Genomic DNA, 26,996 nt, shown 5'->3' on the forward strand with positions numbered 1-26,996 from the left:
TAGCTGCGAGAGTAACTTTTACCTGACTTTTACAATGCGACTTGATCCCGCCGGCCAATTGCGCAAAAGTACACAGCAATTCATGAAATTCACCAGAAACTTGATCCTTACTTCCGTTTTCCTCTTAAGTCCTGTGCTTTTTGCAATGGACAGCGACCTGTTTGGTGAATGCCCCACATCTAATACTTCTTGTGAATTCTACCGCTGCAAAGCTGCGCAACAGCCTTGCGGTAAAAATGGCTACTGGGAAAACTTCGGCATTCCTTACTGCGAAGTCTTCGTCAAAGATGAACATAAGTTCAGCCCAGACAGCCAGATCTGGCTTCAGGACGTGCGCCTTTGCCTGCAAGTTCGCCTGCAGGAAACGGCTACAGGACTGACTTGTTCCAAAATCAAAAAAGCTGCGATGCACGACCATGTCAGCTGTTACGTCGACACCGGCTTTTGCAACCTGACCATGCGGGAACAGTTTAAGATCATGTGGTACCTAAAAGGTGCTCTCCGCGACCTGAAAACTTGGCAAGAGGCAGAGCTTTTGCGTCGTGCTTGTCAAAACACCTATTTTCCCCAGTAGATTCATAAACTCCATCTCGTTAACATAGGGTCCCTTAGGAGAACACTATGACGAAATGGATTCTGATACTGATACTGCCCTTCTTGCCGGCTCTTGGTTTTGCCAAACCTGAAATGCGCGGACTCCGCGTGGACCCCTCTTATTTCTATGAACTTTATCCTGAAAAAACCGCTCCTGAAATCGCACAATTGGTTGTTCATAAAGCGATGCAGGCCCATGTGAATACTTTGTTTCTGTATGCTTATGTTTCAAACCATGGCGCCTTTTATCCTACGGACTATCCTTTAACCACCGTCGAAACTCATTTTGGTGAGAAGAATATTTTCAATGAAATTTACACTTTGGCCCGGGCCCATGATTTTCATGTGGTGGCCGTCATCAACGTCACCGATAATAAATCCGTCTGGGATGCCCGTCCAGAGTGGCGATCCAAAACACCGAATGGTGGTGACTACAAACCGATGTCACAAACTTATATTCTGTCGGCTTGGCACCCTGAGTATCGCCAATGGCTTCAGGGTTTTGTAAAGGATTTGACTGATAAATTTCCACATCTTTATGCGGTCGAAGCTGTTGAACCCACCGTCGATTGCTTTTGGCGCATGGAAGCTGATTTCAATCCCGAAGCCAACAAGGCCTTCTTTGCCCGCCACCCTGATGGACAGCTTGGAGATAAAAACTGGCTCGTAATGCGCGCAGAAGGCGTCACGGATTTACTGGGAATTATGGCTGAAGTCAGTCATGCCAAAGGCATCAAAGCTGGTGTTGTGCAAACCTGGCCGGCATTGGCGGATGGTAGTCTTTCCACTCCGGAACAAATTCGCGATGATGTGGGGTTTGATCTGAATGGTATTCTGAATCTTCAAGGTGCCAAGAAAATGGACTTCGTTGTTGGTGAGCTTTTATGGCAACAATGGCGCGGTGAATTCGGAAATCCCGTTTTCAATCCAGCGTGGACCTTGCCGGCAGCTTTGGAATTCAAGGACCTGGTTGCAAATCGCAGCGAAGTGGTGATTCATATTGAAATCTCCACATGGCATGGGCAACACAGCAGCGTCACTCCGAATCTTGCAGAGTTTCAGGAAAGCCTGGAAGTCATCAGTGAGGAGATTCCTCACATAGATGTTTATGACTACAGTCAAATTGAAAATCGCCACGCATGGAATGCGTTGGCGGCGTGGAAATAGTTGAGGTTGATAAAGAATCACGCTAAAGTTTGCGGATGAACATAAAACATCTTGTCACTTTCAGCGTGATTCTCACATTCATGATCTCCCCGTTGGCTTGGGGACAAGAAGAACTTCCGGAAGCATCTCAACAAGAACCCATCACAGGCTATCAAGGCATGCTGCCTTATATTCAGGAAAATGCAGCTATTCGCAAAGAAGCTCAGCAAAAATATGGTTCTAAAAAGTCCCGCAAAAAGGGCAAGAAAAGTAAAAAAAGCAAAACCTCTAAAAAATCCAAAACAAAAAAGAACCCTGGCAAAGCCAAGGGTTCTTGAATTCACTAAACGCGGCAGTCTTATTTGCGACTTTCTGAGTGAGATCCTTTTTGTGAAGACTCACGATTTTCGCTTTCACTGGAAGCAGACTCTTCCGCATGTGGATCTGCTGAATGATCCGCCTGTTTATTATGGGCGGCCCGCCTTTGCTCTTTAATACTTCCATCATAACGTTTGCTGGTCTGGCTAAATCCTCTGCCTTTATTATGTCGAGACATTTTACACCTCCGTGCCCTTCCAATTTACCAAGAATACTCATTGCTGAAACCGTCACGATGGGCGAGGTTTGCTATACGAAATGGCAATCTTGATGTGGCAATTGTCGAAATCGAATTATTATGTCTCAATCTGAGCCATTCGCAGTCAAAAACCGCACAATACTGACTCCTATTCACTCAAAGAAAACGTTCGTTTAACCGATAAATAGATAGAACAAAGGGGATTGTTTGAACCATCAAAGTACGTTTCATAAGCAGTTGTTGCGCTCGCAACAGGGCTCCGTTCTACTTATGGCGATCATAAGTGGCGTGATCGTATGTATCATGTTCTTCGCCTCCATTGCCTATATTGAAACTCAAGCAAAAATGATGGCTCGCTCGGCGAACAAGACAGATCGCCGCATCGTGATGGATGGTTTGTATGCCTACACCGTCAATGCTGTGAAACAAAGCTGGTGCTTGTCCTCGACTTGGGTTGAGGAACTGAACTGCACCATGAATCACCCACGCAACACTCAACGACTTTTGCTATCGGACGAAACACTTCTATTCATCCGCAACTCTGGCACTCCACATCCGGAACCACTGTCTTCAACACGTTTGAAATCGATTTCGACAACTGTTCAATTGAGCAATTTCACAGAGTCGCATCCTCTCTATTCTGTCGTAAGACCACTTAAGGAAGAATACTCCCAAGCCACCTTTACAATCGAGCGTGATGCAACGGCGATCTCTGCCGTTCGTGGTAAGGAAGTTCCGTTGAAAGTCACGATCTTCCTGAAACACAAATCTGAAAGACAGTATGATGAAACACTGGTTTCAAAAAACATCGTCTATCCACGCGAGCTCAGCTACTTCTCGTTGATTTTAGCAAATGATTTATATCTGAATACAAAAGCCAGCAGCGCAAGCAGCGGCAATAATCGCATCAATTCCGCACCTATTGGATCAAGCCCCGGTTTAAGATTCGAAAGCCCGGTTTTCGTCAACGGTGATATGCATCTGCCAGCCTCTGGACTTCGCCCTGCCATGAAAAACGTGACCTTCGTGGATAAGGTGGTATTGGGCGGCGGGAAAATCATGCAGGACAATCAGCCTTTCATGGTTAAAACTGCCGGTGGTGAAGGCTCCATGTTTAACTATGAGCTGCCGAACTTTGCGGGACTTCTGGGTGGATATGAACTGGATCCAGGTCGCGATACAGGTTTGGATTTCCTTTATAACATCGCTCCCGGCGACACAAACAGCTTCAATTCACAGGTTCTGTGTCGCGCCCGCTTGATGGCTTCCTACGATCTTTTGATCACGAACCCTTCACAGCTTTGGGCTCGCGCCAACTCAGCTTCGGCGAATCGCGCGCAATTAAGCTTCAATGTCGGCAACGTGGATAACTTTGTCGAGCAAGCCACTATCAATGGATACGAAGCAATCACGACAGTGCCAAACGTAGCTACGGCTGCTATGTCAAACGCCTCGACAACGGCGGGAACTCCGATCATGAAAGCCCGCGTGTACTACAACGGTCTTCAAGCACCGGGAGGTGCGCGTGGTGCCTATATCACTGACTTCTACGTACACCGTGAAGGCACGGTAACGCTGTACCCAACGGGAACAGCGGGTTCTTCGATCACCATCAGAACCGCTCCTTTGGTGGTTTCGGGACGCACTCAGTTCAATCAAGTCGATATGACTGTTGAGTTTAACGGCTCCTTGGACATAGCTCCTTATAAAACCAATGGAAGTGTTTTGTTCAACTCATCCCCTTCTGTGAAGTTTGTATTTGAGGCCTACGATTACGGTTATCTAAATGGAACCAATCTGCGACCTCCCGGTGGTACGCCATACTTCAAAAACAAAACCAACGGTGTGACTTTCACACGTTCTGGCGCCGATATGGTTCTGGTGGCCAACACCAACAATCTGGGTGTGAACTTTAACAAATGGCAGACGAATTCAGGCCTTGAAGCCTCGGCGAACTACTCTTTCCCAATTACTTCAGAATACATTGGTTTGCATGTACCAAAAGACACTCCGGAAAATCTGGCAGAATTCGATGACCGCTGTTTTGCAACGCCGGAACCAGGAAATTCCAATGCGGATTTTTCAGCCTTCCCTGCTGCAACTTGGGACACATCATTCGCCCGCCAGGCGCGCAATGCGTGGATGTTCAATGCGGACTGGTCGACCCGAACAACGCCAGGATACTATGAAGGTGTCTGGACATACGGCACCAGCTCGACATTTACAACACACTCGCTGGTCAGAGAATGCCGCATTGATCCTGATGCAACACTTATTGCGGGAATGTTTGCGTGTGAAACATTCCGAATTATGGCGCGCTCAAAACCACTGCGTATCATTGGAACTGTGATCACCAATCAGTTGATTATTGATCCTTCGGCATTCAATGCCGGCATCCGTTGGAGCAGCATCTACCACCCGCAGGCAACGCAGGAGCTTATTAATGCCGGCATTTTGGGTCGGGATAAAGCAGGTGCCTTGATGAGTTGCGCACCTGGGACACTGGCACCGCTATGGCAGGCCAACATTGGTATTTCTGACCGTTACGCGCACTGGGTGTGCAACCCTGTGAGCCTGCGTAAAGCAGATCCATTCAAGTGGACCACGGTTGATCCAGACTGCGGTATCGTAAATGCCCGTGATACTTTGGTTAAATGCAAAAAACAATCGAAGCGCTTCCTAATCAAGGAAGTCAGCCGCGGAAAGGGGTTGTAGGATGAAACTGAACAACAACCGCGGTTTTTCAATGATTGAACTTTTGGCAGCTATCGTGGTGGGCGTGATCGTCAGCTATGCCACTTATTCCTACATCACTTATATTTCCAATCTTTCGGCGCAAATGCGACTTACTCGCGCCTCGAACGACAACGTTCAGGCTATTGTGGAAAGCATTCGTTTCAATCTGTCCCTGTATCAGGTGTCTTTTGAAACCAACATGGCTAAAGAGGAAGCTCTTTTGAAAAGGGATGTTTTGCCCTTTGGGCTTTCCTACGGGACCATGATCCCGAAATCAGAATGCTTCAAAAAGGATCCTTGCCAGGCCTATTTTGGCTACGTCATCGTACCAAGTTTATTTGTTAGAAATTTATATCAGGTCGACCTGAGGGTCGCCCTGCCCGCAGATAAAAGAGTCATTGGTAAGCAGGAGGAACGGTGGAAACAATACACCTACTTCATCACAGTGAAGTAAAAAGTAAAAATCCCCTGCAAAATGCAAAGGGCATGACCATCACGGAACTCCTGGTGGTTTTGGCACTTGTGGGCGTGGTCGCCTTGGGCAATGCCACGTTCCTGTTTGATTTCACCAATCAATTAAAACGCATTAACTCCGCATCTGAAGGCGACACCGAGTTGTCTGTTTTGAATATTGCCACAGTGAATATTCTGAAAAAATCAGCGGCCAGCTTCAATAAAGTTGATTTACGCGACGATAATAATCGCAACTTCTTTGACTATTATCCTGACGTTCCCTACTCCACTATCGAGGATCAGGCGAAGAATTCTGCGCAAAGATCTTTCACTATGACGCCGGGTCAGGCCAACCGCTATTTCTATTTGCTTCAGTCGGAAGAGGCTGAATTTGACTCGGTCATTTTCGATCCGATGTTCGCCTACCGACAATCCTCAGTACCAGCCAACCAACTGCTGAACGGAACAGTTCAATATGTGGGATTGAATTCCATCCCGGATTTAAAGGGCACAACGGGTTCATCTCCGAATGGCTCCATGACTCAGATTTTTCAAACGCGCTGGGCCCCAGGAAAGCTATTTATGTTAAGCTGCCCTACTTATTTGCGCCCCATTGTCGGTGGTTCGATCAGCATCATGACTGCTCCCCGTTTTGCTTCTTACCTTGGAAAAGTAAGCGGCAGTGACCTTGGACTGCTGTCAAATGCAGAGTCCAAAGTGAACATCATTAATTCTCACCCAATCACCCTGGCCAACTATACAAACGTTGATGGATTCATGCGCACACTGCCCGCTGTGGGTGGAGCTGCACCTTTTGTCAAAATTGAACCTGTGACTATGGTACGATTTGAATTACGTGTAAACTCGGTGACAAACAAGTCGGAGCTATGGCTTCAGGAACTGACAAATGGTCAATATAAAGACGTCAATATGCTGTTATCCGGCGTAAGCGAAGTTAAATTTGTAAGAAAAGCGATCACCCTCCCTATTATCAGTCTTGAGGTGAAACGATGAAAAATATGAACTTGAAACTTATCATCGCCGCCAGTTTAGTGGTTCCGCTTTCCTTGCAAGCGCAAACCAAGAAGTCCTCAACGACCAGCGTTCTGCCTTTTACCGGGCCTAATATGAACGACGTCGTTCTGGATTCACAGCTTGTGATGAACGGGTCAAACTCGGACGTAACCACTTTGGATATTTACGTCAGCTGTTTTGGTACAAATCTTCGTGCCGTTCCAAATCCAATTTCTGAGCAATCAGATATCACGGCGACCTTGTATTATCTAACGGCTGCCGGTGGTAAAAGAAAACTCGATATCACTTTCCCGGCAACTGCAACCATGCGGACCTCCGCCAGTACCGATGTGGATTTAACCAATGCGACTGTCCTGGACAACAATACCAGCACGCGCTTGCGTGCACGCTTAAAGGGAAATTTAATCCGCATTAACCTGGAAGGTGCCAAAACCATCCCTGTGGATGTCCTGGCAACAGGTACTAATTTCACTAAATTGGATGCACTGGATGTCAAATCGGACTTCCTCAGCGGCATCACCTTTGCGCAAAAAGTTACCAACAGCAATAGCGAGCGCCGCTACATGGCTTTTGATGGCCCCATTACCGCCGCCAGCAACTGGTATGCTTCTGAAAACGGAAAATCCCTGACCATGCTGGCAGCCTTTCCGGGTGAAACCTCTTTCTGTGGTGGTTACTTCTCCCCGTTGGTTTTAAAATTTGATGATGAACTGCCGAAGGTTGAAAAGACCTCCAAGTTTCCTCTTATAGCCAACCAAAACGGAAGAAAGATCTCCTGGCCGACATTTGATGACGAGATGTACTTCCTGGTCCATGATCAAAATGGAAACAAAAAAGTCGACGGTGGTCACGAACTCTTTGGCGACATTAACAACTTCCAGGACGGCTTCAAAAACCTTGAAGTCTATGACTTCAATAAAGATGGCTTGATTGACTCCAAAGATCCGGTCTTCGCAAAACTGCGACTTTGGAAAGACAGCAATCACGATGGTAAAAGCTCCGCCAAAGAGCTTAAAACCCTCAAACAACTGGGTGTTGAGTCGATTTCCGTGAAATATACGGATGCGACCCAGGATCTGGGCCCTAACGCGCGACTTGTAGGACCGGGCGAGTTCACCTACAAGGATAAAAAGGGCGAAGAAAAGAAAGGGCGCGTCTGGGATATTTTTCTTAAAATTGTTCCTTAATTGAGATAGCATTTTTTTTTGGGAGGATTCCATGAAAAGGCAAACTCAACTGAAATTAGCAACTGGCGTTTTGCTCTTGTTTACGATCGCAGTCATTTCCGAAACCGGGTTTTCAAGACCTGGCAGCAATGGCAACCGCTGGGAGTACCGCTTTAAGAAGGACTCTCCGACGGATAAGAGCCCTAGAACGGATAACAGAGGAAGCGTCAGCGCCCCCGTCAACTTGGGAAGCGATGGAACCCCTTGCCGTGATGCCTTCATCATGATGAGCACCATCTTTGATGATGCCTCAGTGGGAGCTGCAAAATCCCGCCTGGCGGTACCGCCGTTGGCTCATGGCGAAACCAAAAACTTTAATTGCACAGAACCACAGCCAGCCATGTCCAATAAAAATGAACAAAAAGTTATTGGCGGGACTTTGACGGTTCAGTGTATCAATGGGGTGGCAACTTTAGCAGCGGCAAGCTGCGATCTTTCCGCACCACCTCCACCGCCGCCTGTACCAACACCCACACCAACCCCTACTCCGGGCGACTGCACGAACTGTAACACGCTCGTTGCCACCAACTCTACTGAGGTTCAAATCAGTAAAAACGCAACGGGCACCCGTGTGACTTCCAAAGTTTATCGTTGTGACGGGCGTGCCTACTTGACGGTGTACGTAAGTTCCAACAAATCTGTTTGTACTCCGCCAGCATCGCAACCTGGATGCGGAAGCACTTGTGACGCCATCGGTGTTACGACTACAAGCTCATACCAAATCTCCAAGAATGCCACGGGTACCAGAACTTCCACGAGCTACCAATGCGACAACGGCAAGGTACTGGTTAAAGGCTCCACTGGAACATATTGCCGCTAAAATTCACAAACAGGGCGCCCCCGAGTGGGCGCCTTCTTTTTACGGATGAAGAATGATTTTACTGCTGGCCCTGTTCTCGGGCCTTTTAAATCTTTCAGCACAAGTTCTATACCAAAAAGTCGTGTCGGTGACTTTGGGGGATCTTTACACCACGTTCATTCTGGTGACGCTGCTATTCATCTGCGGCTCGGCGCTTGGTAATTTATTTTCTTCAAAACTGCGCAAACACCTGCCCCTGCTGGAAGTTTTAACCGGCATTTACAATTTACTTCTGTTTTTTAAAACTCCACCCGACACTTTGCTGATTGCAAGTCTGCTTATTCCCGCCTTCTGCCTTGGGGCACAGCTACCTTTGTACAGCTATTACTTGCGCCAAATTCGCTATCGTTGGATTTACTCTCTATACCACTTGGGTGCAATTGCAGGTCTTTTAGCCTTTGAAATTTACTTCACTCACGGTTTGTCCATTCGGACAGCGCTGGCAGCACTGGGCTTAGCCCAGATCTCACTGGGAATTGCTTTGTACCTCCTGGCTCAAAAAGAACGTTTCCATCTGACTTCAAATCCGCAATTTCATCTGAAGAAATTCTTTGCACCCAGGCATCGCCTCAGCATCTTCGCCGTGGTGGCGATCTCAACACTTAGCTATTATCAAATATTCTGGGCCGTAAAAACCCAGACTTTCTTAACTGAAGCCTTCCGTCTGCAGGCCACACTGATCACCATGGCTGTCTTTTTTTGGATGAGTTTTGCTGGTGCCGTTGAAAAATGGGCAAAGACGGTCCCTCGTGCGGTATTATTCATCGCTTGGGCCTGTGTTCTGTTGATCATTCAGCTATTCTTTCCGAGTTTGCCCGTATGGTTGCGGGACTTGATGAATGGATCTCTTGCAAATTATTTCGCACTTAGTTTTGTGCAGGCCCTATTCCTTACCGTGCCAGTCTTGTTTTCCAGTCTGATGTTCATTCGCGGCGCTGAAGAAATTTCCGAGGACATGGCGATAGATGAGTCTTCAAGCTTATTGAATATCCTTGCCAGCGCTGGCAACACGGTGGGGATGCTGGCAGCCGTATTGATGTCTTCGCAGCTTTGGTTCAATTCTTATTTTGCCACGGCTATTGTTATTGCCAGTGCCTGCGCGCTGGTTTTTGCGCATTTTGAAAATCGCTATTTTAAAACTGCAACTGCCTTGGCCGGCGTGGCCATTCTGGCCTTTTTCGCTTTTAAAAATAGCCAGGCGGATTCTTTGCTTGGCAATCGCTTGTCCAAAGAAATCCGCGCGCAATCAATTCCAAGCACCACGACGATACACTCCGAAGCGTTTTCGTCCATCGCCATCCATAATACATACTCAAACGTCCCACCCCATGAACCGGTGCGCATGTACTACATCGACGGCCATGCATCTCATGACTTGAATTTATTCACTGAAAACCTGGTGGGATTGATTGCAGCTCCCTATTTCCCAGGAGCAATCGATAAATCCCTGGTTATCGGCGTGGGTTCCGGACAAACCTCCTGGGGTGTCGCGGCCATCAGCGCAAACACCGATCTGGTCGAAATATCACCCGCCGTTCGCAAAACCTTGAACCTATTCTCTTTTGAAAACAACCAACTGGCAACTCGCCCTGGGATTCAGCTTCACCTGCAAGATGGAATGAATTTCTTAAAAGCCTGTCCGACTGGAACCTACGACCTGATCGTCAACACCTCCACCTATCCGGGGAACTTTAACGCCGGGAAACTGTTTACGGACGAGTTTTTGTCTTTGGCAAAATCATGCCTGAAAACACAGGGCGTCTATCAGACTTACTTTGATATCGCCTCGGTCATTGATATTAAACAACGAAACGAATTCCTGGCTCCGCTGCAAAAGCACTTTAAGTATATTGATATTGTGAAAATACCCTATCCAATCGTGATAGCCTACAATACTCCCCGTGCACTTAGAAAAACCAGAATCTCTGATTTACTTAAAAATGAAGACCTTAAGTTTTATCAGAATACTCTTGTTAACAAGGAATCCTTCAAAGACCCCTGCTTCACGGTCTATCGAGATATTCCCACGACCAACGATGTCCGCATGAACACTTTGGATGAGAGTATTTTGGAAGCCAATTCCATCAGCAATATGGTGCAGGCCTTGAACCCACATTTTTTAGGTGAGCACCTTCAAGACACCACCTCTGACTTGAAATCCTCCGGCTGCTGGCAACCTGAGCCCTAGTAGTCCCTTGGATAATTAAGAAACAAATCCGTCGCGGATGTTCGGCTTTTCTCAATCAACAGATTATCATCCGTGACTATGGCATCATTCACACCGACCTCACGGCGGATGTACTCGATCCAACTATTTGCCACTTTCTCTGCAATATCGAAATCATTGGGTGTATTCAATCCATCCTGATCCCAGGAACGGCTTGGCATCAGCTTTTCTGCCCGATCCCAACGAGCCGCATCCCACGATGTAAATGGCTCCATTTTACCCAGGAAGATAATTCCATCATAATCGTAACCCGGCAAAATCTTGTAGTACGGAAAACTCTGCTTAGCCGTATTGATCAAGGCTTGAATGGAGTGCTGGGACCCAAACAACAACTGTGCATAGACTCCGCCCGGCGCCAGATTCTGAGTCACGATTTTGTAAAACTCTGCTGACATCAAATGCGTTGTGCCGACTCCATAGGGATCCACATTCACAGTCAGCACATCCCACTTTTTGCCAGAAAGTGCGACATAACTACGACCGTCGGCGGCGATATTTATCACTCTTGGATCTTTCAGATAGTCGTTGTTTTTAAAAGTCATTTCACTTTGCGCCCGCAAAACCAACGGCAGCAATTCAACACTGGTGATATTTTGTTGCACTGGAAGCTGTACAAAGGCTTCCGTGGTAAGTCCGTACCCCATCCCCACGACCAGGACATTATTCAGATCCTTGGCAAAAAGGGCCGGATACAAAGCCAGATTCTTTTGCACCACTTTTGTTTTATCAAAACCATATGGCGCCACCAATGAGCTGAAATTATTGAACATCGCCCAGCGAGTTAAATCTGGCTGAGCGGGATAGGGCTTCAGTTGAACCAGGGATAAATACCCGAACTCATCTTCGGCTTCAAACAACACTGTCTCGGCGGAATTAAGACTGAGCGGCTTCAATATAACGAAGCCCAAAAGTACGAGCCCAAAAATCACAGTCAATCCGCGCCGCGCGCCTTGAGTAAATTGAACCGCACCGAAAAGGGCCAAAATCAAAAGTGCCGCGCACAAAAACTTCAAACTGTTCACGGTGCCAAGATATCTGAACAGAACATAAGTAGCTAACAGACTCCCCAATACCGAGGCGAAGGTGTTTACATAAATTGCCCGGGACAAACTTTTCGTGCGCGCCAAGGCAGAAACCTCCCCAGCCTGAATCAAACGCAGCGACAAAGGGAAACACAAACCTAAAATCACACCCGGCACGATGGCCAAAACCAACAATGCCGCCGCAAAAACAAAATGCAAACTCTTGTGGTACGGACTTACCAAATCAACTGCCAAACCCATGGTGTGATTAAAAAATAAAAAGCCCACACACACTGAAAATACCGCGAGCAATAATAAATTGATCAATCGGGAAACCTGACTCCGCACCGGCAAATCTTTCCAACGTGGACTTAACGCTGCACCAAGAAACAGCGACAATAAAAGCACCGCCAAAACCAGACTGTGCACGTAGACACGCCCACCTAACAGCAATGAGGCCAGGCGAAACCACAACTGTTCCAGACTTAGAACGAAAAAACCACTGAGTCCGCTTAAACAAACCGCCCAGATTTTAATGGTTTTTGCAGACAATCCCTCCGCTGCCATTTGATGGCTGGGAGTATTTGCTGTCTTCTCGGATGAGAAATTCTGAAATTTATGTCGAAAGAAAATCACACCTGCCAGAAAGTTCAAGCCAATCCCTAGAGCCAGGGTCTTGCCAAGCCCCGCATAGTAAATCAAAACCGTATAAGACAATAAGGCCCCCACGGCCCCGCCAAGACAGTTCACGGCATAAAGCCATTGGTGCTGACTGGCTTCCGAAAACTTGTAACTGATCACCGGGAACGACAACCCCATTAAAAAGGTGGCCGGGAAAATAAAGATCCCCGTCAGTAAAAAATGGGAGATCAAACTTGGACCGGAAAAGTCCCGCAACCAATGCGTGATTGACTCTGTGTTTCCAGTGAGAATCGCAAAACTGGCGCAAACAACCACGACAATCGCAAATTCACAATAGGAATAAAGGGGAATCTCTTTTCGAAATGATCGTCGAAGCAACTTGGGCGCCCATGCCGTCCCGAGCCCAAGTCCCAGCATGAAATGCGCAATCACGCAGGAAATAGACAATGTGGTTCCGCCCAACAAAGTTGAAAAAACGCGGATCCAAAGAATTTGATAAAGCAAACCAGAAAATCCCGTCAAAAACATTGCTGTGATACCCTGACTGAACATTCCTGATGCCTCCACCTTAGATGCTTGTAAAGATGCTACCAATCGTCTAGCCTTAAAACCAATGGAATTTTTCAATAAAAAATCTGAACTAATTCTTTTGATGACTCTGGCCGTGATATTTGTGGTCAGCTTCTTCACACGCCCACTATTTCCTGTTCAGCGGTATCCCCTGTTTGCGGATGCTCCGACGACGTATGAAACTTATCATGCAAGCCTGCCCACAGGAGAACAGATCCCCTTGCTCAGTTTGCAATTGCAAAACAACTATGACGGCGATCCCACTTACGACGTCGGGCGCCACCCAGCCACGGTCTACGCTTGGGGTGAAATCCTAACCACAGAGCAGTTACAGAATCACTTCTCCACCCTGTCCAAACAAAATCAGATTCCTAAAGAGTTTTGTCTTATCAGAACCATTTGGGGGCAGCGCAGTGATCAGAATTTTGGAGTCATTAAATACTCCCTATTTTGGTGGTCCAATGAACATCTCGCAGAAAACAGCGATTCAGCACCACCGGTCTGTAGAGGAACGGTTATATGATTTGGCCAACGTCTATTCGTTACTTTGATGGCTTTCGCCGCTTGGTCTTACTGTGTTCCATTTTTCTAGGCTTGGATCAGTTATTTATCCCTTGGCGAACGGCAGGTGCTATCCTGCCAGTTTCGGTGATCGGCTATTTACCGGAAGCGTTTATTGAAAACAAAATGGCATTTCAAATTTGCACGGGCATTTTTCTGGTCAGTGCGACCCTATGGTTGCTCAAATTGGTTCCGCGGTTGTCTTCAATTGTTTCATCGTTGTTTTTCATACTCAGCACCTCCTGGTATTTACAGAATGAACCCTTCGGCGATCACCGCCAATCGGTGTTTTCTCTTTTACTAATCTTATTAACCCTGCGTGAATGGGGTTTACTACAGCGATATTTTTATCAGGCAGCGGCTGTCGTGGTGCTGTCATTTTATTGCCTGGCCGGCTGGGAAAAGATTTTTTATTCAGGCCTTTCATGGCCCAACGGCACCACTCTGCAAATTTTTGTACACGCCATGGGCTACATGGAATCTTATTTGGGAAAAGTCATTCTTCAAAACCACAGCTTGGCCGTATTTCTTCAATGGGCAATACTTATTATGGAATGCGGAGCCTTCCTTATCCTGACCGGACCGCGCCTGCTTAGATGGATTTGGCTAATTGCTCTGTTGGGGTTTCATATCGGCATCGAGGAAGTCTTCCATTACCGCTACTACCTGCATTTCATGATAGTTATTTACTTGTTCGCACTACCGGGTCTTTTGGAGAAAAAACATGTTCAGTCTTGATAGGTTCAAAACGAATTCTGAAAAGATTTTTCTCCTCTGGTTCGGAATTCCTGTGCTGCTGTACCAGGTTCTTATTTCCAGAATTTTATCGCAAATTTTCGGCAGTCTTTTTTTCATTCAACTTTTCCTGATCGCAGTGGCCTACCTGGGCACCTCCCTGGGCAGCTATTTTGCGGATCGCTGGAAGTTCACTCTTTCCAACAGTCACCTCTCGCTGGTGATACTTAACGTCGCCCTGCTGGGGTTCTATTTAAACGACACAACCTTATTGGCTGCCACCCATCTAAGTTTGATTCTGGGCTTTGTCCTGTTTTTTCTGATCAGCTTTGTTTCGGCCATGATTCTTCCGTTGTATTTCTTAAGAACCGGCACCGAAACTGGATCCTCCACCAAACGCTTCAATCAGGTTTATTTTTATTTCCATCTGTTGGTGGTCGGGGCCTTGATATGGACGGAGTTGGATTTACTTTCTTCCGTCGGCATCACGCAAATCCTGATTGGCCTGACGCTGCTTGAAGCCTTCTGGAGTATTTACTGGTGGTTTCGCGACAAAGACCGCATCCAACCAATCAGCCGCTCTGCAAATGAAATGCTGTTCTCGACTTCAGCAAAAAAGCTACTCCTGTCCCTTTTTGTGTTTTCGGTGATCAGCGGCGTGATTCAGTCGATTCTTTATCGACAAGTGCAAACCACACTGGCGCCCCTGGCCTTTCACTACACTTTGTATTTGGCGGCATTGCTGCTGAGCTGGGCCGCCTCCAGTTTGTGGTTTCAAACGCGCAAAGGCTATCAATGGCTGAGCTGGACAGATTTCAAAAGCAAATCGGCGATATTGATTTTTGCACTTTTGGTTTGGACTCAAGCTTGGCCCGTGGCTTGGGCCTGGATGTTGGATGTTTGTGGATTAAGCACCTTTGATGGAGCTGCACTTCACTCCTCTGTGACACCTGAAAACACCCCGTACATCATCTTTATGATTCGCGCCGTATTCACCCTGGGGCTGATCTTTCCATTTGGTTTCTTTTTCGGAAGCCTATTGCCACTGGTGAAAAAAGAAAATGAATACATCCCCTTGGGAATTTATCTAAGCATCAATTCTTTGGGAAATGCCTTGGGCATTCTGGTTTTCATTTCGATACTTTTTGAAGTGTTGGGGATTTTTCAACTCTGGGCTTTACTGGGGCTGTGCTGCCTGATTTTCGCAGTTCGCACCATCAAACTCCGCATCATCACCAGTTCGCTGATTGTGATCATGGGCGGCTTATCTTGGGGGCTGTTAAGAACATATTCCTGGGATTTGGGCAGCTTTAATATGCGTGGTTTTGCGCAGTGGTATTCCTATTCTCAGGAAATCAGCAAAGTTCAGACCTTCAAACACAACAGCAGCCAGGTTAACTTTGTAGAGTTCGCTGGACAGTACTCACTAATGTTCATGAACGGTCACACGTCGGTCTTCCTTCCGCACCAGGAACCGATCCCCTTGATTGATACTTTGATGGGCCTGACGCCTTTGGCTTACGTGAATAATTTTAATAATGCCCTGGTGATCGGCATGGGCACGGGCGCGACGGCTTTGGGAGCGGAACAGCTTTTTGCTCATACCGACATCGTGGACCTGGATCCGACGATGTTAAAAGTTGCCGGCAGCCTTAAGTTTGTCGCCGATAAGTTATTGCATAATCCCAAAGTGACTTTCACCGAAGCCGACGGATTGACTTATCTAAGGACGACGAAAAAGAAGTACGACCTTATTTACAACAACGTGCCTTCACCGGTTTATTTTGCTGCAGCGAAACTATGGACGCGTGAAGCTTTACAGGCCGTTTCATCAGCCCTTCATGACGACGGAATTTTTGCCCAGTGGCTGGATGGGGAAATATCACCCTTGGCCTTGGACAGTTTGATTCGTTCCTCAGAGGATCTGTTTTCCCAATGTGATTTGTATTTGCTGAATATCGAGTTTTATTCACTGGTTTGCTCCAAAGGTGCTGCACCCCTGAAGTTTAAAACCTACCCCGACAGCTTGGCGAGCCTGATGCAAACCACACCGCTGACATTCAATGCCTTTCTACAGGCTTTACAGTTCCCAAAGGTGCCCATGAAGGCCGTCGATCCTGACGTCCCTTTGAACACCCTGGACAAACCCCTTATGGATGTACTGGTTGCGCAAAACCCACCGGGCTGGCTGCACAACGCCCGCAAAGACTCCGTGGCCGCCCGCTTTAAGATCGGCGAAGCCCTCACTCCAGAGAAGTGTTCCCGCATCCGGGGTTGGCTGTTCAATCGGCACTTTGTTGAAGCTCCAGGCGATTGCGCAGAGCTTTTCTGATTGCATGGGCGAGCTGGAATGCTAGAGTCAGCCCATGCAAAACAAAACCGTTAAACTTGGCAAAATCGAAGTAGCAAATGACAAACAATTCGTCCTGTTTGCAGGTATGAACGTGCTGGAAAGCCGTGACCTTGCCATGCAAGTGTGCGAGCACTTCGTTAAAATCACTGACAAACTTAAAATCCCGTACGTGTTTAAATCTTCCTTTGATAAGGCCAACCGTTCCTCTATCCACTCCTACCGCGGCCCGGGCATGGATGAAGGCCTTAAGATCTTTGCTGAACTTAAAAAAACTTTCGGCGTAAAAATCATCACGGACGTTCATGAAGTCGCACAGGCAAAACCAGTTTCTGAAGTTGCTGACGTTATTCAATTGCCGGCGTTCCTGGCGCGCCAAACTGACTTGGTTGAAGCGATGGCTCGCACAGGTGCGGTGATCAACGTCAAAAAACCCCAGTTCCTAAGCCCCAGCCAAATGGGCAACATCGTGGAAAAAATTGAAGAGTGTGGAAACGACAAAGTGATCTTGTGTGAACGTGGTTCATGTTTTGGTTACGACAATCTTGTCGTGGACACGCTGGGCTTTAATATCATGAAAAAAGTTTCTAAAGGTGCGCCCGTTATTTTGGATGCAACTCACGCGCTTCAGTTCCGCGATCCAATGGGTGCGGCTTCTGCAGGTCGCCGCGGTCAGGTCGCAGAGCTTTCCCGCGCGGGATTGGCTGTGGGCCTTGCTGGCTTGTTCATTGAAGCTCACCCGGATCCAGCGAATGCAAAATGTGACGGCCCTTCTGCATTGCCTTTGGCGAAAGCTGAAGCGTTCTTGCAGCAGATGAAAGCCATCGACGATTTGGTTAAATCATTCCCGATTTTGGATACTGAATCCTAATTGAAAACTCGGCCTCGAAAAAATCATTACAGGTGATTAATTTTTCTTGCAAATGTGTGGTGGTTCTATAAAAGGACCCCACACTTTTTTTTATTTGCGAGGAACACGAGTTGAAACTTCTAAATGCCTTTTTACTGGCTGTTGCTTTCATCACTGTGGGTTGCAGCGCTTCTGTTGAACCCACACTAGTATCAAATAAGTCTGCTACGCCTATTATTGGCGGCCAGTTGGTTAAAGAGGACTCTGCGCTGGCCCACAGTGTGGTAGGAATCTACGACAACAACTTCGGCTTCACATGCACGGGTTCGCTTTTGCCAGGAAATCTGGTTTTGACTGCAGCTCACTGCATCGGCGAAAAAACTTCGGAGGTCTATGTAGTTTTCCATCCGAACATGGAATCCATCCTGAATCTTGGTAAAAATTTCAGAACTCACCCAGCTGTTCGCCGCGTGGTTAAAATGAAAGCTCACGAAGATTTCGCTGGCAGCCAAGACAACATGGCAATCCCAGGACACGACATCGGTTTGATGATGTACGAAGGCGAAACTCCAAAGGACTATACTCCAGCAAAAATCCTGACTGAACCCGCAGCACTAAAAAGAGACGCTTTGACGATTCTTGCTGGTTACGGTGTGAACTATGCTGAGGTGATTCCAGTCAACCCGCGCAAAGAAAAAAATCTTCAACAGATGATCAATAATGGCGAAGTTTACTGCGACAACGACGATGCACGTAAAGCCACAAGCTGTGTTCGTGAAGAGATCAGCGGCCCTGCAATTCTTAAAGCTGTGCAGGTAAAAATCAAGTACACGCCCAATGAAGGTGAAGTTGTTTTGGACCAAACTGGCGGTCAAGCGGCTTGCTCCGGAGACTCTGGTGGTCCGGCTTACATCCAGGTTGGTAACGAATACCAGCTTTGGGGTGTCACCAGCCGCAGCGGCTTGGGTTGCAACACCGATATCATTTACATGAACATTCTGTACTATGCAGTTTGGATCACAGACACCGCAAAATCTTTCGGTGCTAAATAGTCAAAAGGCGGCCTCAGAGCCGCCTTTTTTTATGTTCTATTTTCGGTTTTTATCGACCACGGCCGTGATAATCAGCAAGAAAGCCAATAGTCGCATGGAGAATATCCAGGTATTTTCCTCCCCTTGTGTTGGCATGAAAACCAGAAACCATCTCTCCGCTGCCAGAATAAAAAATGAAGCGGCAAACATCGCAAAGAAACGATCCGCTGTCTTTCTCCAGAATTTAAGAAAAAACAAACCGGAAACCAGCGATGCCATCATCACGGCGCCATAAATAAATTGTTTTACAATTTCCTGACTCATTCTACACCGTATCCCAAATCAAACCATAAACCATGGCCGCCATTCCGCCCAAAATCAACCAGGCACGAATCATTGTGAGGTCATAACTGGGCCCCAAAAGGAAATCCACCGACAGTAATATATTATTCAGAGCCACGCCGACAAAACAGATACTACTCCAAAACAACAATCGGGAACGGCTGCGAAAATAGGCCCGCCCCAGGAAAACAGCACAGCCAAAACTGGTAACCGAACAAAGTAAGTAAACGTAAAATGCCACGATTAATCCTTTTTGATTTTAAAGGCATTGGCGAAGTCGCGAATGCTATCAATCGGTTGTGAATAAATAAAGTTCGTAATTGTGGAACGTCGGGTGCTGTATAGAACTTCCAGCTTCCCCGCCAATTCCCCAAGCTCGCCATTGTGATAACGATAACTTCCATTTTCTTCACGCAGTAAATCCATCGCCACCAGTTCCAGAAGTTGAGAACGTGCATACCCCGGATTACTGCGCATTTCCAGGCTGACTTCCTCTGGTGTCCAACTCCGCTGTTCGTTGGCCTTTAGTAGAAACAAAACGTCCAAAAGTGTCACAGAATGTATGTGTTTTCTGATGAAGTTTTTTATCTCCAGCGTGACGTCTCCAGAATCATCAAATGGCACAATGATCCTCCCGCACACCTTTATCCCTATGTATACCCGCCAGTAAATCTATCAACTGATTGAAGTTCACGGGCTTCGCCAAATGGTGCGTGCATCCCGCATCAATACTCTTCACTGTCTCCTCCTTAAGTGCGTGGGCTGTGAGCGCAATAATCGGCCGCTCATACCCCTGAGCCCGCAATCTTCGCGTGGCTTCATAACCATCCATAATCGGCATTTGAATATCCATCAGGACGGCATCGTAGTCATGGGCCAAGGCCGTATTCACCCCTTCAAGCCCATTCTCAGCAAAATCAACCGTAGCTCCCACGATTCCCAGGAAATGGGAAATCAACGCCTGGTTGTCCTCCACATCCTCAACCAAAAGAACTTTCATTCCCTCAAGTTTTTTGTTTCCTTTAAAATTAAAACCTCCATCATCGCGAGGAGTTACCGAATTCAAACTACTAATATAAGCAGTGCCGCTGACAGGTTCCGCATTGACTTCAATCATGAAAGTGCTGCCCTGACCTGGTACACTACCCGACAAGACAACATCTCCGCCCATGGCCCGGGCCAACTGCCGGGACAACGCCAACCCCAATCCCGTGCCACCAAAATTTCTTGTGGTCGCACTGTCCTCCTGAACAAAAGGTTGGAACAAATGACTGGCATGCTCGGGATGAATACCCACACCAGAGTCTGAAATATAAATTCGCATTTTATTGTGCAATTCAAATTCAGTGCGTGGAACCCATTCCACATCAACATGAACATAACCTTCACTGGTGAACTTTATTGAATTTCCAATAAGATTCAGCAGAATCTGGCGCAACCTGGTTGGATCAGAAATGATCAACTTCGGAATGCTGTTATCCAGATCAATGCGGAAATCCAGTCGTTTATCCAACGCCTGAAGACGAAGAAGGGAACGAATGTCCTCTAGGACACCTTCCACATCCACTTCCACCCGCTCCATCTGCAGTCTTCCTGCCTCCACTTTGGAGATATCAAGAATTTCATCGATAATTTTTAACAGCTGATCGCCATTTCGCTGCACGGTTCGAATCCATTTCGCACGCTCCGCGGCGCTTTGTTCCTCATCCGCCATCAGCTCCGTGAATCCCAAAATTGCATTCATCGGAGTCCGAATCTCGTGGCTCATATTGGCTAGGAAATTTGTTTTGGAAACACTGGCTGCACTTGCTTTTCTTTCTGCATCAATCAACTTCAACTCGACCGTTTTACGATCGTGTATGTCAGTACAGGTTCCAATCCAGGAGCGAAATCCCTGATAGTTTGTATCAGACACAGCCCGTATCCAAAACCAGCGAGTTTCGCCATTTTTACTTTTCAAACGACATTCCGTTTCAAAGGCGCTGCCGTCGTCCATTGAATTCATCCAGACCTTCAGTAACTCCCGAAGATCACCGGCATCAACTGCAGACTGCCAGCCATTGCCAAGACTCTGTTCGATCGTAAGACCGGTAAAGTCTGTCCAGCCCTTGTTAAAGTAGTCAAAGGTGCCATCGCCCTTCGCCCGCCAGATAATATGCGGAATTGCATCCGCAAGACTGCGGTAGCGTCGCAAACTTTCAACTTCCAGCTCCGCCAGCCTGAGAAAGCGCTCCCGTGCTTCTGACGTGCGAATCATTTCAGCCTGCTCTTCGAGCTGCTTGGTCTTTAAGAATAACTCCACAAAGATATGAACCTTTGACTTCACAATGTAAGGTTCAAAAGGCTTAAAGATATAATCCGCTGCTCCGACCTCGTATCCCTTATGAATATATTGTTCATCTTTATTGATGGCGGTCACAAAAATGATCGGCGTTTGAAGGTGGCGCGGATTCAAACGAATCCGTTGGGCCGTTTCAAAACCATCCATTCCTGGCATCTGCACATCGAGCAGGATCACCGCGAAATCATACTTGTCCACAAGCTCCAGAGCCTCGGCGCCTGATTGCGCCTGTACCAGATTCAGATTAGGCGCCGTCAATACCGCTTGCAAAGCCAACAGACCATCCAAACGGTCATCTACAATAAGAATATCCACTTTGTTCATGGTTACAAACTCCTAGAGCTGCGGGTTCACATTTGCCTTTGGCAACCAGGAGTACATTACCGATAACAGATAAACTTCATCGACCGGTTTTGTCACATAGTCAGATGCCCCGGCAGCCAGGCACTTTTCGCGATCCCCTTTCATCGCTTTCGCGGTCAAAGAGATAATCGGCAATTTCTGAAATTGCTCGATTTTGCGAATCTCGTGGATAGCCTCAATCCCATCCATTTCCGGCATCATGGTATCCATAAGCACCAGATCGGTGTCAGGATTTTCATTTAATGTTTTAATACCCTGCTTGCCATTCTCCGCAAAAACCACGTTCATGCCGCGCATTTTTAGAACGCTGCTTAGAGCAAAAACATTCCGTACGTCATCATCGACAATCAATATCTTTCGACCGGTAAATTCGGCATCAATCGGTAGCGGCAACACTTCAGAGTTTTCATCACGCACATTGACCGTTACCCCCTCAGGAGCTGAGTACTTTACTGGCAGAATCAAATTGAAACTGCTGCCCTGACCTGGCATGCTTTCCACATTGATCACACCACCTAAAAGGCGTGCAATCTCCCGACTGATCGTCAGGCCCAGACCAGTACCGCCGTATTTGCGACTGGTTGTTCCGTCCGCCTGCTGGAAGGCTTCAAATATCAACTTCTGCTTATCCGCTGGAATCCCGATACCCGTATCCTGTACCCGATAAACAATCGCTCCACCCGGGTAATTTCCGGCGGCATCATAACTGACATCCAGATTCACATGCCCCTTGTCCGTAAACTTGAAGGCATTGGACAAAAGATTCTTCAATATTTGGTGCAGTCGATTTTCGTCCGTGACCATGGCTTTCGGTAAGTCTGGTGAAGCCGTTATCAAAAATTCAAGTCCCTTGTGTTCGGCAACTGGACGGAATGTCTGCTCCAGATATTCCTGAACTTCCTTGATCTCGACAGCTTTCGGTGTGACTGGCATTTTTCCAGCTTCCACTTTGGAAAGATCCAGAATTTCGTTGATCAAGGCCAACAGATCCTGCCCCGCAGAGTGAACCGTGCTGGCAAATTTCACCTGCTCACCGCTTAGATTTTTCTCGCGGTTATCAGCCAGGGTTTTTGAAAGAATCAATAAACTGTTCAACGGAGTTCTCAGCTCATGCGACATGTTTGCAAGAAATTCGGATTTGTATTTGGAAATCAACGACAACTGTTCTGCTTTTTCCTCCAAGGAACGGCTGGCAAGCTCCACTTCCTGATTTTTCACTTCCAGAAGTTTTGCTTTGTCTTCCAGTTCTTTCGCCTGGGCTTCCAGTTCGACATTCGAACGTTTCAGCTCCTGCAAAAGCTCCTCAGTTCTCATACTTGACGAGATCATGTTCAGGATCACACCCACGGAGTCCATCAATTGATCCAGGAAGTTGATATAGTTCTGTGTGAACGGAGTTAAGGAAGCCAACTCGATCACAGCTTTAAGTTCACCTTCGAACAACACCGGCAATACGATAATATTGCGCGGTTTTTCTTCGACGATGCTTGAGCTGATCATGGCATAGTCGCCCTGTGGATTGGTCAGAAGAATTCTTTTCTTCTCGAATGCACATTGACCAACAAGGCCTTCTTTTAATTTATATTTATTGGATACTGAACGACGCTCAGAGAAAGCATAACTTGCAATCAGATTCAAAGAGCTTTCAGCCCCTTCTGCTTCAAGCATGAAGAAGGTCCCCTGACGGGCATCTACCAGCGGTGTCAGCTCTGACATGATGAGCTGGGCCACCGATGCAATACTGCGCTGACCTTGCATCATTCCCGAGAATTTTGCGAGATTCGTTTTCAACCAGTCCTGCTCGTTATTCTTTTGAGTCGTGTCTTTCAGATTGCTGATCATCTGATTGATATTTTCGGACAATGCCGCAACTTCGCCTTCGGCCTCAACCGAGATGGATCGGGTCAAGTCACCCTTCGTTACCGCCGTCGATACTTCGGCGATGGCACGAACCTGTGCGGTTAAGTTTCCCGCGAGCTGATTCACGTTGTCTGTTAAGTCCTTCCAGGTACCAGAGGCACCCGGTACGCTTGCCTGACCGCCCAGCTTTCCTTCGATACCCACCTCGCGGGCAACGGTTGTTACCTGATCCGCGAAAGTTCTTAATGTATCAGTCATTGAATTGATGGTTTCGGCAAGTGCGGCAACTTCCCCTTTGGCTTCCAGAACGAATTTTTGTTCCAAATCCCCATCGGCAACAGCGGTTACGACCTTTACGATACCCCGTACTTGGGTCGTCAGATTCGAGGCCATGAAGTTTACGTTATCTGTTAAGTCTTTCCAGGTTCCGGCAACACCCGGCACGCGCGCCTGAGCTCCCAGTTTACCTTCGATACCCACCTCGCGGGCAACGGTTGTTACCTGATCCGCGAAAGTTCTTAATGTATCAGTCATCGAGTTGATGGTTTCCGCAAGTGCGGCAACTTCCCCTTTGGCTTCAAGGACGAATTTTTGATTCAAATCCCCGTTGGCAACGGCGGTTACGACCTTGACGATACCACGTACCTGTTTCGTCAGGTTCGAGGCCATGAAGTTTACGTTATCCGTTAAGTCTTTCCACGTACCGGACACTCCGCGCACTTCCGCCTGACCTCCCAGTTTCCCTTCCGTACCCACCTCTTTCGCCACACGAGTTACCTCGGCCGCGAATGAGTTTAGCTGATCCACCATCGAGTTGATGGTGTTCTTAACTTCCAGGATTTCCCCACGGGCATCAACGGTGATCTTTTGTGACAAGTCGCCATTGGCAACCGCGGTGGTAACTTTTGCGATGTTACGTACCTGTGCTGTTAGATTTCCGGCAAGACCATTTACGTTATCTGTTAAGTCTTTCCAAGTACCAGAAACCCCTTTTACTTCGGCCTGACCACCTAGCTTACCCTCGGTTCCCACCTCTTTCGCCACACGAGTTACCTCGGCTGCGAATGAGTTCAGCTGATCCACCATGACGTTGATCGTATTTTTTAACTCAAAGATCTCACCCTTGGCATCAACGGTGATTTTTTGTGACAAGTCACCTTTGGCAACCGCGGTGGTTACTTTGGCGATATTACGTACCTGATCCGTTAAGTTTCCAGCAAGGCTGTTTACGTTGTCAGTCAGATCTTTCCATGTACCCGACACACCTTTTACATCGGCCTGACCACCCAGTTTACCTTCAGTACCCACCTCTTTCGCCACACGAGTTACCTCGGCTGCGAATGAGTTCAGCTGATCCACCATGACGTTGATTGTATTTTTTAGTTCGAAGATTTCTCCGCGGGCATCAACCGTGATCTTTTGTGATAAGTCACCTTTGGCAACCGCGGTGGTTACCTTCGCGATATTACGTACCTGCGCGGTCAAATTCCCGGCCAGACCATTTACGTTATCTGTTAAGTCTTTCCATGTTCCAGACACTCCGGATACTTCGGCCTGACCACCCAGCTTACCTTCAGTACCCACCTCTTTCGCCACACGAGTTACCTCGGCCGCGAATGAGTTCAGCTGATCCACCATGACGTTGATTGTATTTTTTAATTCAAAGATCTCGCCTTTGGCATCAACCGTGATCTTTTGTGATAAGTCCCCTTTGGCAACCGCGGTGGTTACTTTGGCGATATTACGTACCTGATCCGTTAAGTTGCCGGCAAGGCTGTTTACGTTGTCCGTTAAGTCCTTCCAAGTACCCGACACACCTTTTACATCGGCCTGTCCACCCAGCTTACCTTCGGTACCCACCTCTTTCGCAACACGAGTTACCTCGGCCGCGAATGAGTTCAGCTGATCCACCATGACGTTGATCGTATTTTTTAGTTCCAGGATCTCACCCTTGGCATCAACCGTGATCTTTTGTGACAAGTCACCATTGGCAACGGCGGTGGTAACTTTTGCGATATTACGTACCTGCGCAGTCAAATTATTCGCAAGACCATTTACGTTATCTGTTAAGTCTTTCCAAGTTCCGGAAACCCCTTTTACGTCGGCCTGACCGCCCAACTTACCTTCGGTACCCACGTCTTTCGCAACACGAGTCACCTCAGCGGCAAAAGAGCGCAGCGTATCCACCATCGTATTAATAGTGTCCTTAAGTTCCAGGATCTCACCCTTGGCATCAACTGTGATTTTTTGTGATAAGTCCCCGTTCGCAACTGCGGTGGTAACTTTTGCGATATTACGTACCTGCGCGGTTAAGTTATTCGCGAGACCATTTACGTTATCCGTCAGATCTTTCCAAGTTCCCGACACACCTTTTACGTCGGCCTGACCGCCCAACTTACCTTCAGTACCCACGTCTTTCGCAACACGGGTCACTTCGGCGGCAAAAGAACGAAGCTGATCCACCATGACGTTGATTGTATTTTTTAACTCGAAGATTTCCCCACGGGCATCAACCGTGATTTTTTGTGACAAGTCCCCGTTTGCAACTGCGGTGGTAACTTTTGCGATATTACGTACCTGCGCGGTTAAGTTATTCGCCAGACCATTTACGTTGTCAGTCAGATCCTTCCAGGTACCCGAGACACCTTTTACGTCCGCCTGACCACCCAGTCGACCTTCCGTACCCACCTCTTTCGCAACGCGAGTCACCTCGGCCGCGAATGATGAAAGCTGATCCACCATGACGTTGATTGTATTTTTTAACTCGAAGATCTCCCCACGGGCATCAACCGTGATCTTTTGTGACAAGTCACCTTTGGCAACGGCCGTGGTTACTTTCGCGATATTACGTACCTGGTCGGTCAAGTTGCCCGCCAGACTGTTCACATTGTCCGTCAGATCTTTCCAAATACCAGATGCTCCTCGAACATCCGCCTGTCCACCAAGCTTACCTTCGGTACCAACCTCTTTCGCAACACGAGTCACCTCGGAAGCAAATGAATTCAGCTGATCCACCATCGAATTCACGGTGGTACCGATACGAAGGAACTCCCCCTTAACCGGGCGTCCATCAATTTCCAAAACCATTTTTGAAGACAAGTCCCCTTTTGCCACCGAGGTGATGACACGAGCAACTTCCTGAGTCGGTTGAACCAGATCACCAATAAGTAAATTCACTGAATCAACACTGATCGACCAGGCTCCCTTCACAGAGCCCATCGATACACGTTCATTCATTTTACCTTCTTGACCAACGGTGGATCGCACACGAACAAATTCGTCGGCCATGCTTTCATTCAGTTCAATGATATCGTTCAGGACTTCACCGATTTCACCAATGATACCTTCCTGATTGAGCGGCATTCTAACGGCAAAATCACCACGTCGGACGGCTTTCACTGTAAAGAGCAGCTGACGCAACTGTTCTTTTGCGATGTTATCAAATCCCAAAGTCTGAGACGTAAACTCCAGATCGC

At 47.4% G+C, this 26,996-nt stretch carries 21 protein-coding genes; 14 read left to right on the plus strand and 7 right to left on the minus strand.

Annotated features, from left to right (window positions below):
• Positions 1 to 82: 82 nt before the first annotated feature.
• The 3 genes from AAAA73_RS15725 to AAAA73_RS15735 are packed head-to-tail and all read left to right on the plus strand — an operon-like array spanning position 83 to position 2,078.
• Positions 83 to 574 (plus strand): hypothetical protein, encoded by a 492-nt coding sequence (locus AAAA73_RS15725; RefSeq protein ID WP_340599444.1) that lies wholly within the window; start codon positions 83 to 85, stop codon positions 572 to 574.
• 47 nt (positions 575 to 621) lie between these two features.
• Positions 622 to 1,761, plus strand: a complete 1,140-nt coding sequence (locus tag AAAA73_RS15730) for a hypothetical protein (protein WP_340599445.1) — start codon at positions 622 to 624, stop codon at positions 1,759 to 1,761.
• 35 nt (positions 1,762 to 1,796) lie between these two features.
• Positions 1,797 to 2,078, plus strand: coding sequence for a hypothetical protein (locus AAAA73_RS15735; RefSeq protein ID WP_340599446.1), 282 nt, complete (start codon positions 1,797 to 1,799; stop codon positions 2,076 to 2,078).
• Between the two features lie 20 nt (positions 2,079 to 2,098).
• Here AAAA73_RS15735 and AAAA73_RS15740 read toward each other — a convergent pair whose 3' ends face one another.
• On the minus strand, positions 2,099 to 2,296 hold the full coding sequence (locus AAAA73_RS15740; RefSeq protein ID WP_340599447.1) for a hypothetical protein: 198 nt from the start codon (positions 2,294 to 2,296) through the stop codon (positions 2,099 to 2,101).
• 228 nt (positions 2,297 to 2,524) lie between these two features.
• On the opposite strand from AAAA73_RS15740, the gene AAAA73_RS15745 reads away from it, so the two are divergent.
• The 6 genes from AAAA73_RS15745 to AAAA73_RS15770 are packed head-to-tail and all read left to right on the plus strand — an operon-like array spanning position 2,525 to position 10,814.
• Complete coding sequence (locus AAAA73_RS15745) at positions 2,525 to 5,032, plus strand: hypothetical protein (RefSeq protein WP_340599448.1); 2,508 nt, start codon at positions 2,525 to 2,527, stop codon at positions 5,030 to 5,032.
• 1 nt (position 5,033) lies between these two features.
• The gene (locus AAAA73_RS15750; protein WP_340599449.1) at positions 5,034 to 5,507 is read left to right on the plus strand and encodes a PilW family protein; all 474 of its coding nucleotides are present in this window, start codon (positions 5,034 to 5,036) and stop codon (positions 5,505 to 5,507) included.
• Positions 5,471 to 6,520 (plus strand): prepilin-type N-terminal cleavage/methylation domain-containing protein, encoded by a 1,050-nt coding sequence (locus tag AAAA73_RS15755; RefSeq protein WP_340599450.1) that lies wholly within the window; start codon positions 5,471 to 5,473, stop codon positions 6,518 to 6,520. Before AAAA73_RS15750 ends, AAAA73_RS15755 begins: the two co-directional genes overlap by 37 nt.
• The gene (locus AAAA73_RS15760) at positions 6,517 to 7,728 is read left to right on the plus strand and encodes a hypothetical protein (RefSeq protein ID WP_340599451.1); all 1,212 of its coding nucleotides are present in this window, start codon (positions 6,517 to 6,519) and stop codon (positions 7,726 to 7,728) included. Before AAAA73_RS15755 ends, AAAA73_RS15760 begins: the two co-directional genes overlap by 4 nt.
• 31 nt (positions 7,729 to 7,759) lie before the next feature.
• Positions 7,760 to 8,587, plus strand: coding sequence for a hypothetical protein (locus AAAA73_RS15765; RefSeq protein ID WP_340599452.1), 828 nt, complete (start codon positions 7,760 to 7,762; stop codon positions 8,585 to 8,587).
• 52 nt (positions 8,588 to 8,639) lie between these two features.
• On the plus strand, positions 8,640 to 10,814 hold the full coding sequence (locus AAAA73_RS15770; RefSeq protein ID WP_340599453.1) for a hypothetical protein: 2,175 nt from the start codon (positions 8,640 to 8,642) through the stop codon (positions 10,812 to 10,814).
• Here the strand turns inward: AAAA73_RS15770 and AAAA73_RS15775 are convergent.
• Positions 10,811 to 13,069: a fused MFS/spermidine synthase gene (locus AAAA73_RS15775; protein WP_340599454.1), complete on the minus strand. Its 2,259-nt coding sequence runs from the start codon at positions 13,067 to 13,069 to the stop codon at positions 10,811 to 10,813. The genes AAAA73_RS15770 and AAAA73_RS15775 overlap by 4 nt on opposite strands.
• A 61-nt stretch (positions 13,070 to 13,130) precedes the next feature.
• Between AAAA73_RS15775 and AAAA73_RS15780 the strand changes: the two genes are divergently transcribed.
• The 5 genes from AAAA73_RS15780 to AAAA73_RS15800 all read left to right on the plus strand — a co-directional run bounded on the left by AAAA73_RS15780 (position 13,131) and on the right by AAAA73_RS15800 (position 18,635).
• A complete protein-coding gene (locus AAAA73_RS15780; RefSeq protein WP_340599455.1) occupies positions 13,131 to 13,610 on the plus strand; it encodes a hypothetical protein in 480 nt (159 codons plus the stop codon).
• A complete protein-coding gene (locus AAAA73_RS15785) occupies positions 13,607 to 14,386 on the plus strand; it encodes a hypothetical protein (RefSeq protein ID WP_340599456.1) in 780 nt (259 codons plus the stop codon). The genes AAAA73_RS15780 and AAAA73_RS15785 overlap by 4 nt, the downstream gene beginning before the upstream one ends.
• Positions 14,373 to 16,715: a hypothetical protein gene (locus AAAA73_RS15790; protein WP_340599457.1), complete on the plus strand. Its 2,343-nt coding sequence runs from the start codon at positions 14,373 to 14,375 to the stop codon at positions 16,713 to 16,715. Before AAAA73_RS15785 ends, AAAA73_RS15790 begins: the two co-directional genes overlap by 14 nt.
• 34 nt (positions 16,716 to 16,749) lie before the next feature.
• Complete coding sequence (kdsA, locus tag AAAA73_RS15795; RefSeq protein ID WP_340599458.1) at positions 16,750 to 17,604, plus strand: 3-deoxy-8-phosphooctulonate synthase; 855 nt, start codon at positions 16,750 to 16,752, stop codon at positions 17,602 to 17,604.
• A 110-nt stretch (positions 17,605 to 17,714) separates the two neighbouring features.
• Entirely contained in the window at positions 17,715 to 18,635 is a 921-nt protein-coding gene (locus AAAA73_RS15800) for a S1 family peptidase (RefSeq protein ID WP_340599459.1), read from the plus strand.
• A gap of 36 nt (positions 18,636 to 18,671) precedes the next feature.
• Here AAAA73_RS15800 and AAAA73_RS15805 read toward each other — a convergent pair whose 3' ends face one another.
• Genes AAAA73_RS15805 through AAAA73_RS15825 form a run of 5 tightly spaced genes read right to left on the minus strand, consistent with a single transcriptional unit; the run spans position 18,672 to position 26,991 of the window.
• On the minus strand, positions 18,672 to 18,938 hold the full coding sequence (locus AAAA73_RS15805; protein ID WP_340599460.1) for a DUF5985 family protein: 267 nt from the start codon (positions 18,936 to 18,938) through the stop codon (positions 18,672 to 18,674).
• A gap of 1 nt (position 18,939) precedes the next feature.
• The gene (locus tag AAAA73_RS15810; protein ID WP_340599461.1) at positions 18,940 to 19,197 is read right to left on the minus strand and encodes a DUF5985 family protein; all 258 of its coding nucleotides are present in this window, start codon (positions 19,195 to 19,197) and stop codon (positions 18,940 to 18,942) included.
• Between the two features lie 2 nt (positions 19,198 to 19,199).
• A complete protein-coding gene (locus tag AAAA73_RS15815) occupies positions 19,200 to 19,580 on the minus strand; it encodes a hypothetical protein (RefSeq protein ID WP_340599462.1) in 381 nt (126 codons plus the stop codon).
• Complete coding sequence (locus AAAA73_RS15820; protein WP_340599463.1) at positions 19,570 to 21,621, minus strand: response regulator; 2,052 nt, start codon at positions 21,619 to 21,621, stop codon at positions 19,570 to 19,572. The genes AAAA73_RS15815 and AAAA73_RS15820 overlap by 11 nt, the downstream gene beginning before the upstream one ends.
• Positions 21,622 to 21,633: 12 nt before the next feature.
• Entirely contained in the window at positions 21,634 to 26,991 is a 5,358-nt protein-coding gene (locus tag AAAA73_RS15825; protein ID WP_445292048.1) for a HAMP domain-containing protein, read from the minus strand.
• Positions 26,992 to 26,996 lie beyond the last annotated feature (5 nt).

Origin of the sequence: Bdellovibrio sp. GT3 (assembly GCF_037996765.1) — a bacterium.
In the GTDB taxonomy this organism is placed as follows: Bacteria; Bdellovibrionota; Bdellovibrionia; order Bdellovibrionales; family Bdellovibrionaceae; genus Bdellovibrio.

Excerpts from the sequence above, each read along its gene's own strand:
- AAAA73_RS15770 (WP_340599453.1), top strand. The coding sequence starts at position 8,640 with ATGATTTTACTGCTGGCCCTGTTCTCGGGCCTTTTAAATCTTTCAGCA.
- AAAA73_RS15725 (WP_340599444.1), top strand. The coding sequence starts at position 83 with ATGAAATTCACCAGAAACTTGATCCTTACTTCCGTTTTCCTCTTAAGT.
- AAAA73_RS15805 (WP_340599460.1), bottom strand. The coding sequence starts at position 18,938 with ATGAGTCAGGAAATTGTAAAACAATTTATTTATGGCGCCGTGATGATG.
- AAAA73_RS15820 (WP_340599463.1), bottom strand. The coding sequence starts at position 21,621 with ATGAACAAAGTGGATATTCTTATTGTAGATGACCGTTTGGATGGTCTG.
- AAAA73_RS15790 (WP_340599457.1), top strand. The coding sequence starts at position 14,373 with ATGTTCAGTCTTGATAGGTTCAAAACGAATTCTGAAAAGATTTTTCTC.
- AAAA73_RS15785 (WP_340599456.1), top strand. The coding sequence starts at position 13,607 with ATGATTTGGCCAACGTCTATTCGTTACTTTGATGGCTTTCGCCGCTTG.
- AAAA73_RS15780 (WP_340599455.1), top strand. The coding sequence starts at position 13,131 with ATGGAATTTTTCAATAAAAAATCTGAACTAATTCTTTTGATGACTCTG.
- AAAA73_RS15730 (WP_340599445.1), top strand. The coding sequence starts at position 622 with ATGACGAAATGGATTCTGATACTGATACTGCCCTTCTTGCCGGCTCTT.
- AAAA73_RS15735 (WP_340599446.1), top strand. The coding sequence starts at position 1,797 with ATGAACATAAAACATCTTGTCACTTTCAGCGTGATTCTCACATTCATG.
- AAAA73_RS15775 (WP_340599454.1), bottom strand. The coding sequence starts at position 13,069 with ATGTTCAGTCAGGGTATCACAGCAATGTTTTTGACGGGATTTTCTGGT.
- AAAA73_RS15760 (WP_340599451.1), top strand. The coding sequence starts at position 6,517 with ATGAAAAATATGAACTTGAAACTTATCATCGCCGCCAGTTTAGTGGTT.
- AAAA73_RS15750 (WP_340599449.1), top strand. The coding sequence starts at position 5,034 with ATGAAACTGAACAACAACCGCGGTTTTTCAATGATTGAACTTTTGGCA.
- AAAA73_RS15765 (WP_340599452.1), top strand. The coding sequence starts at position 7,760 with ATGAAAAGGCAAACTCAACTGAAATTAGCAACTGGCGTTTTGCTCTTG.
- AAAA73_RS15740 (WP_340599447.1), bottom strand. The coding sequence starts at position 2,296 with ATGTCTCGACATAATAAAGGCAGAGGATTTAGCCAGACCAGCAAACGT.
- kdsA (WP_340599458.1), top strand. The coding sequence starts at position 16,750 with ATGCAAAACAAAACCGTTAAACTTGGCAAAATCGAAGTAGCAAATGAC.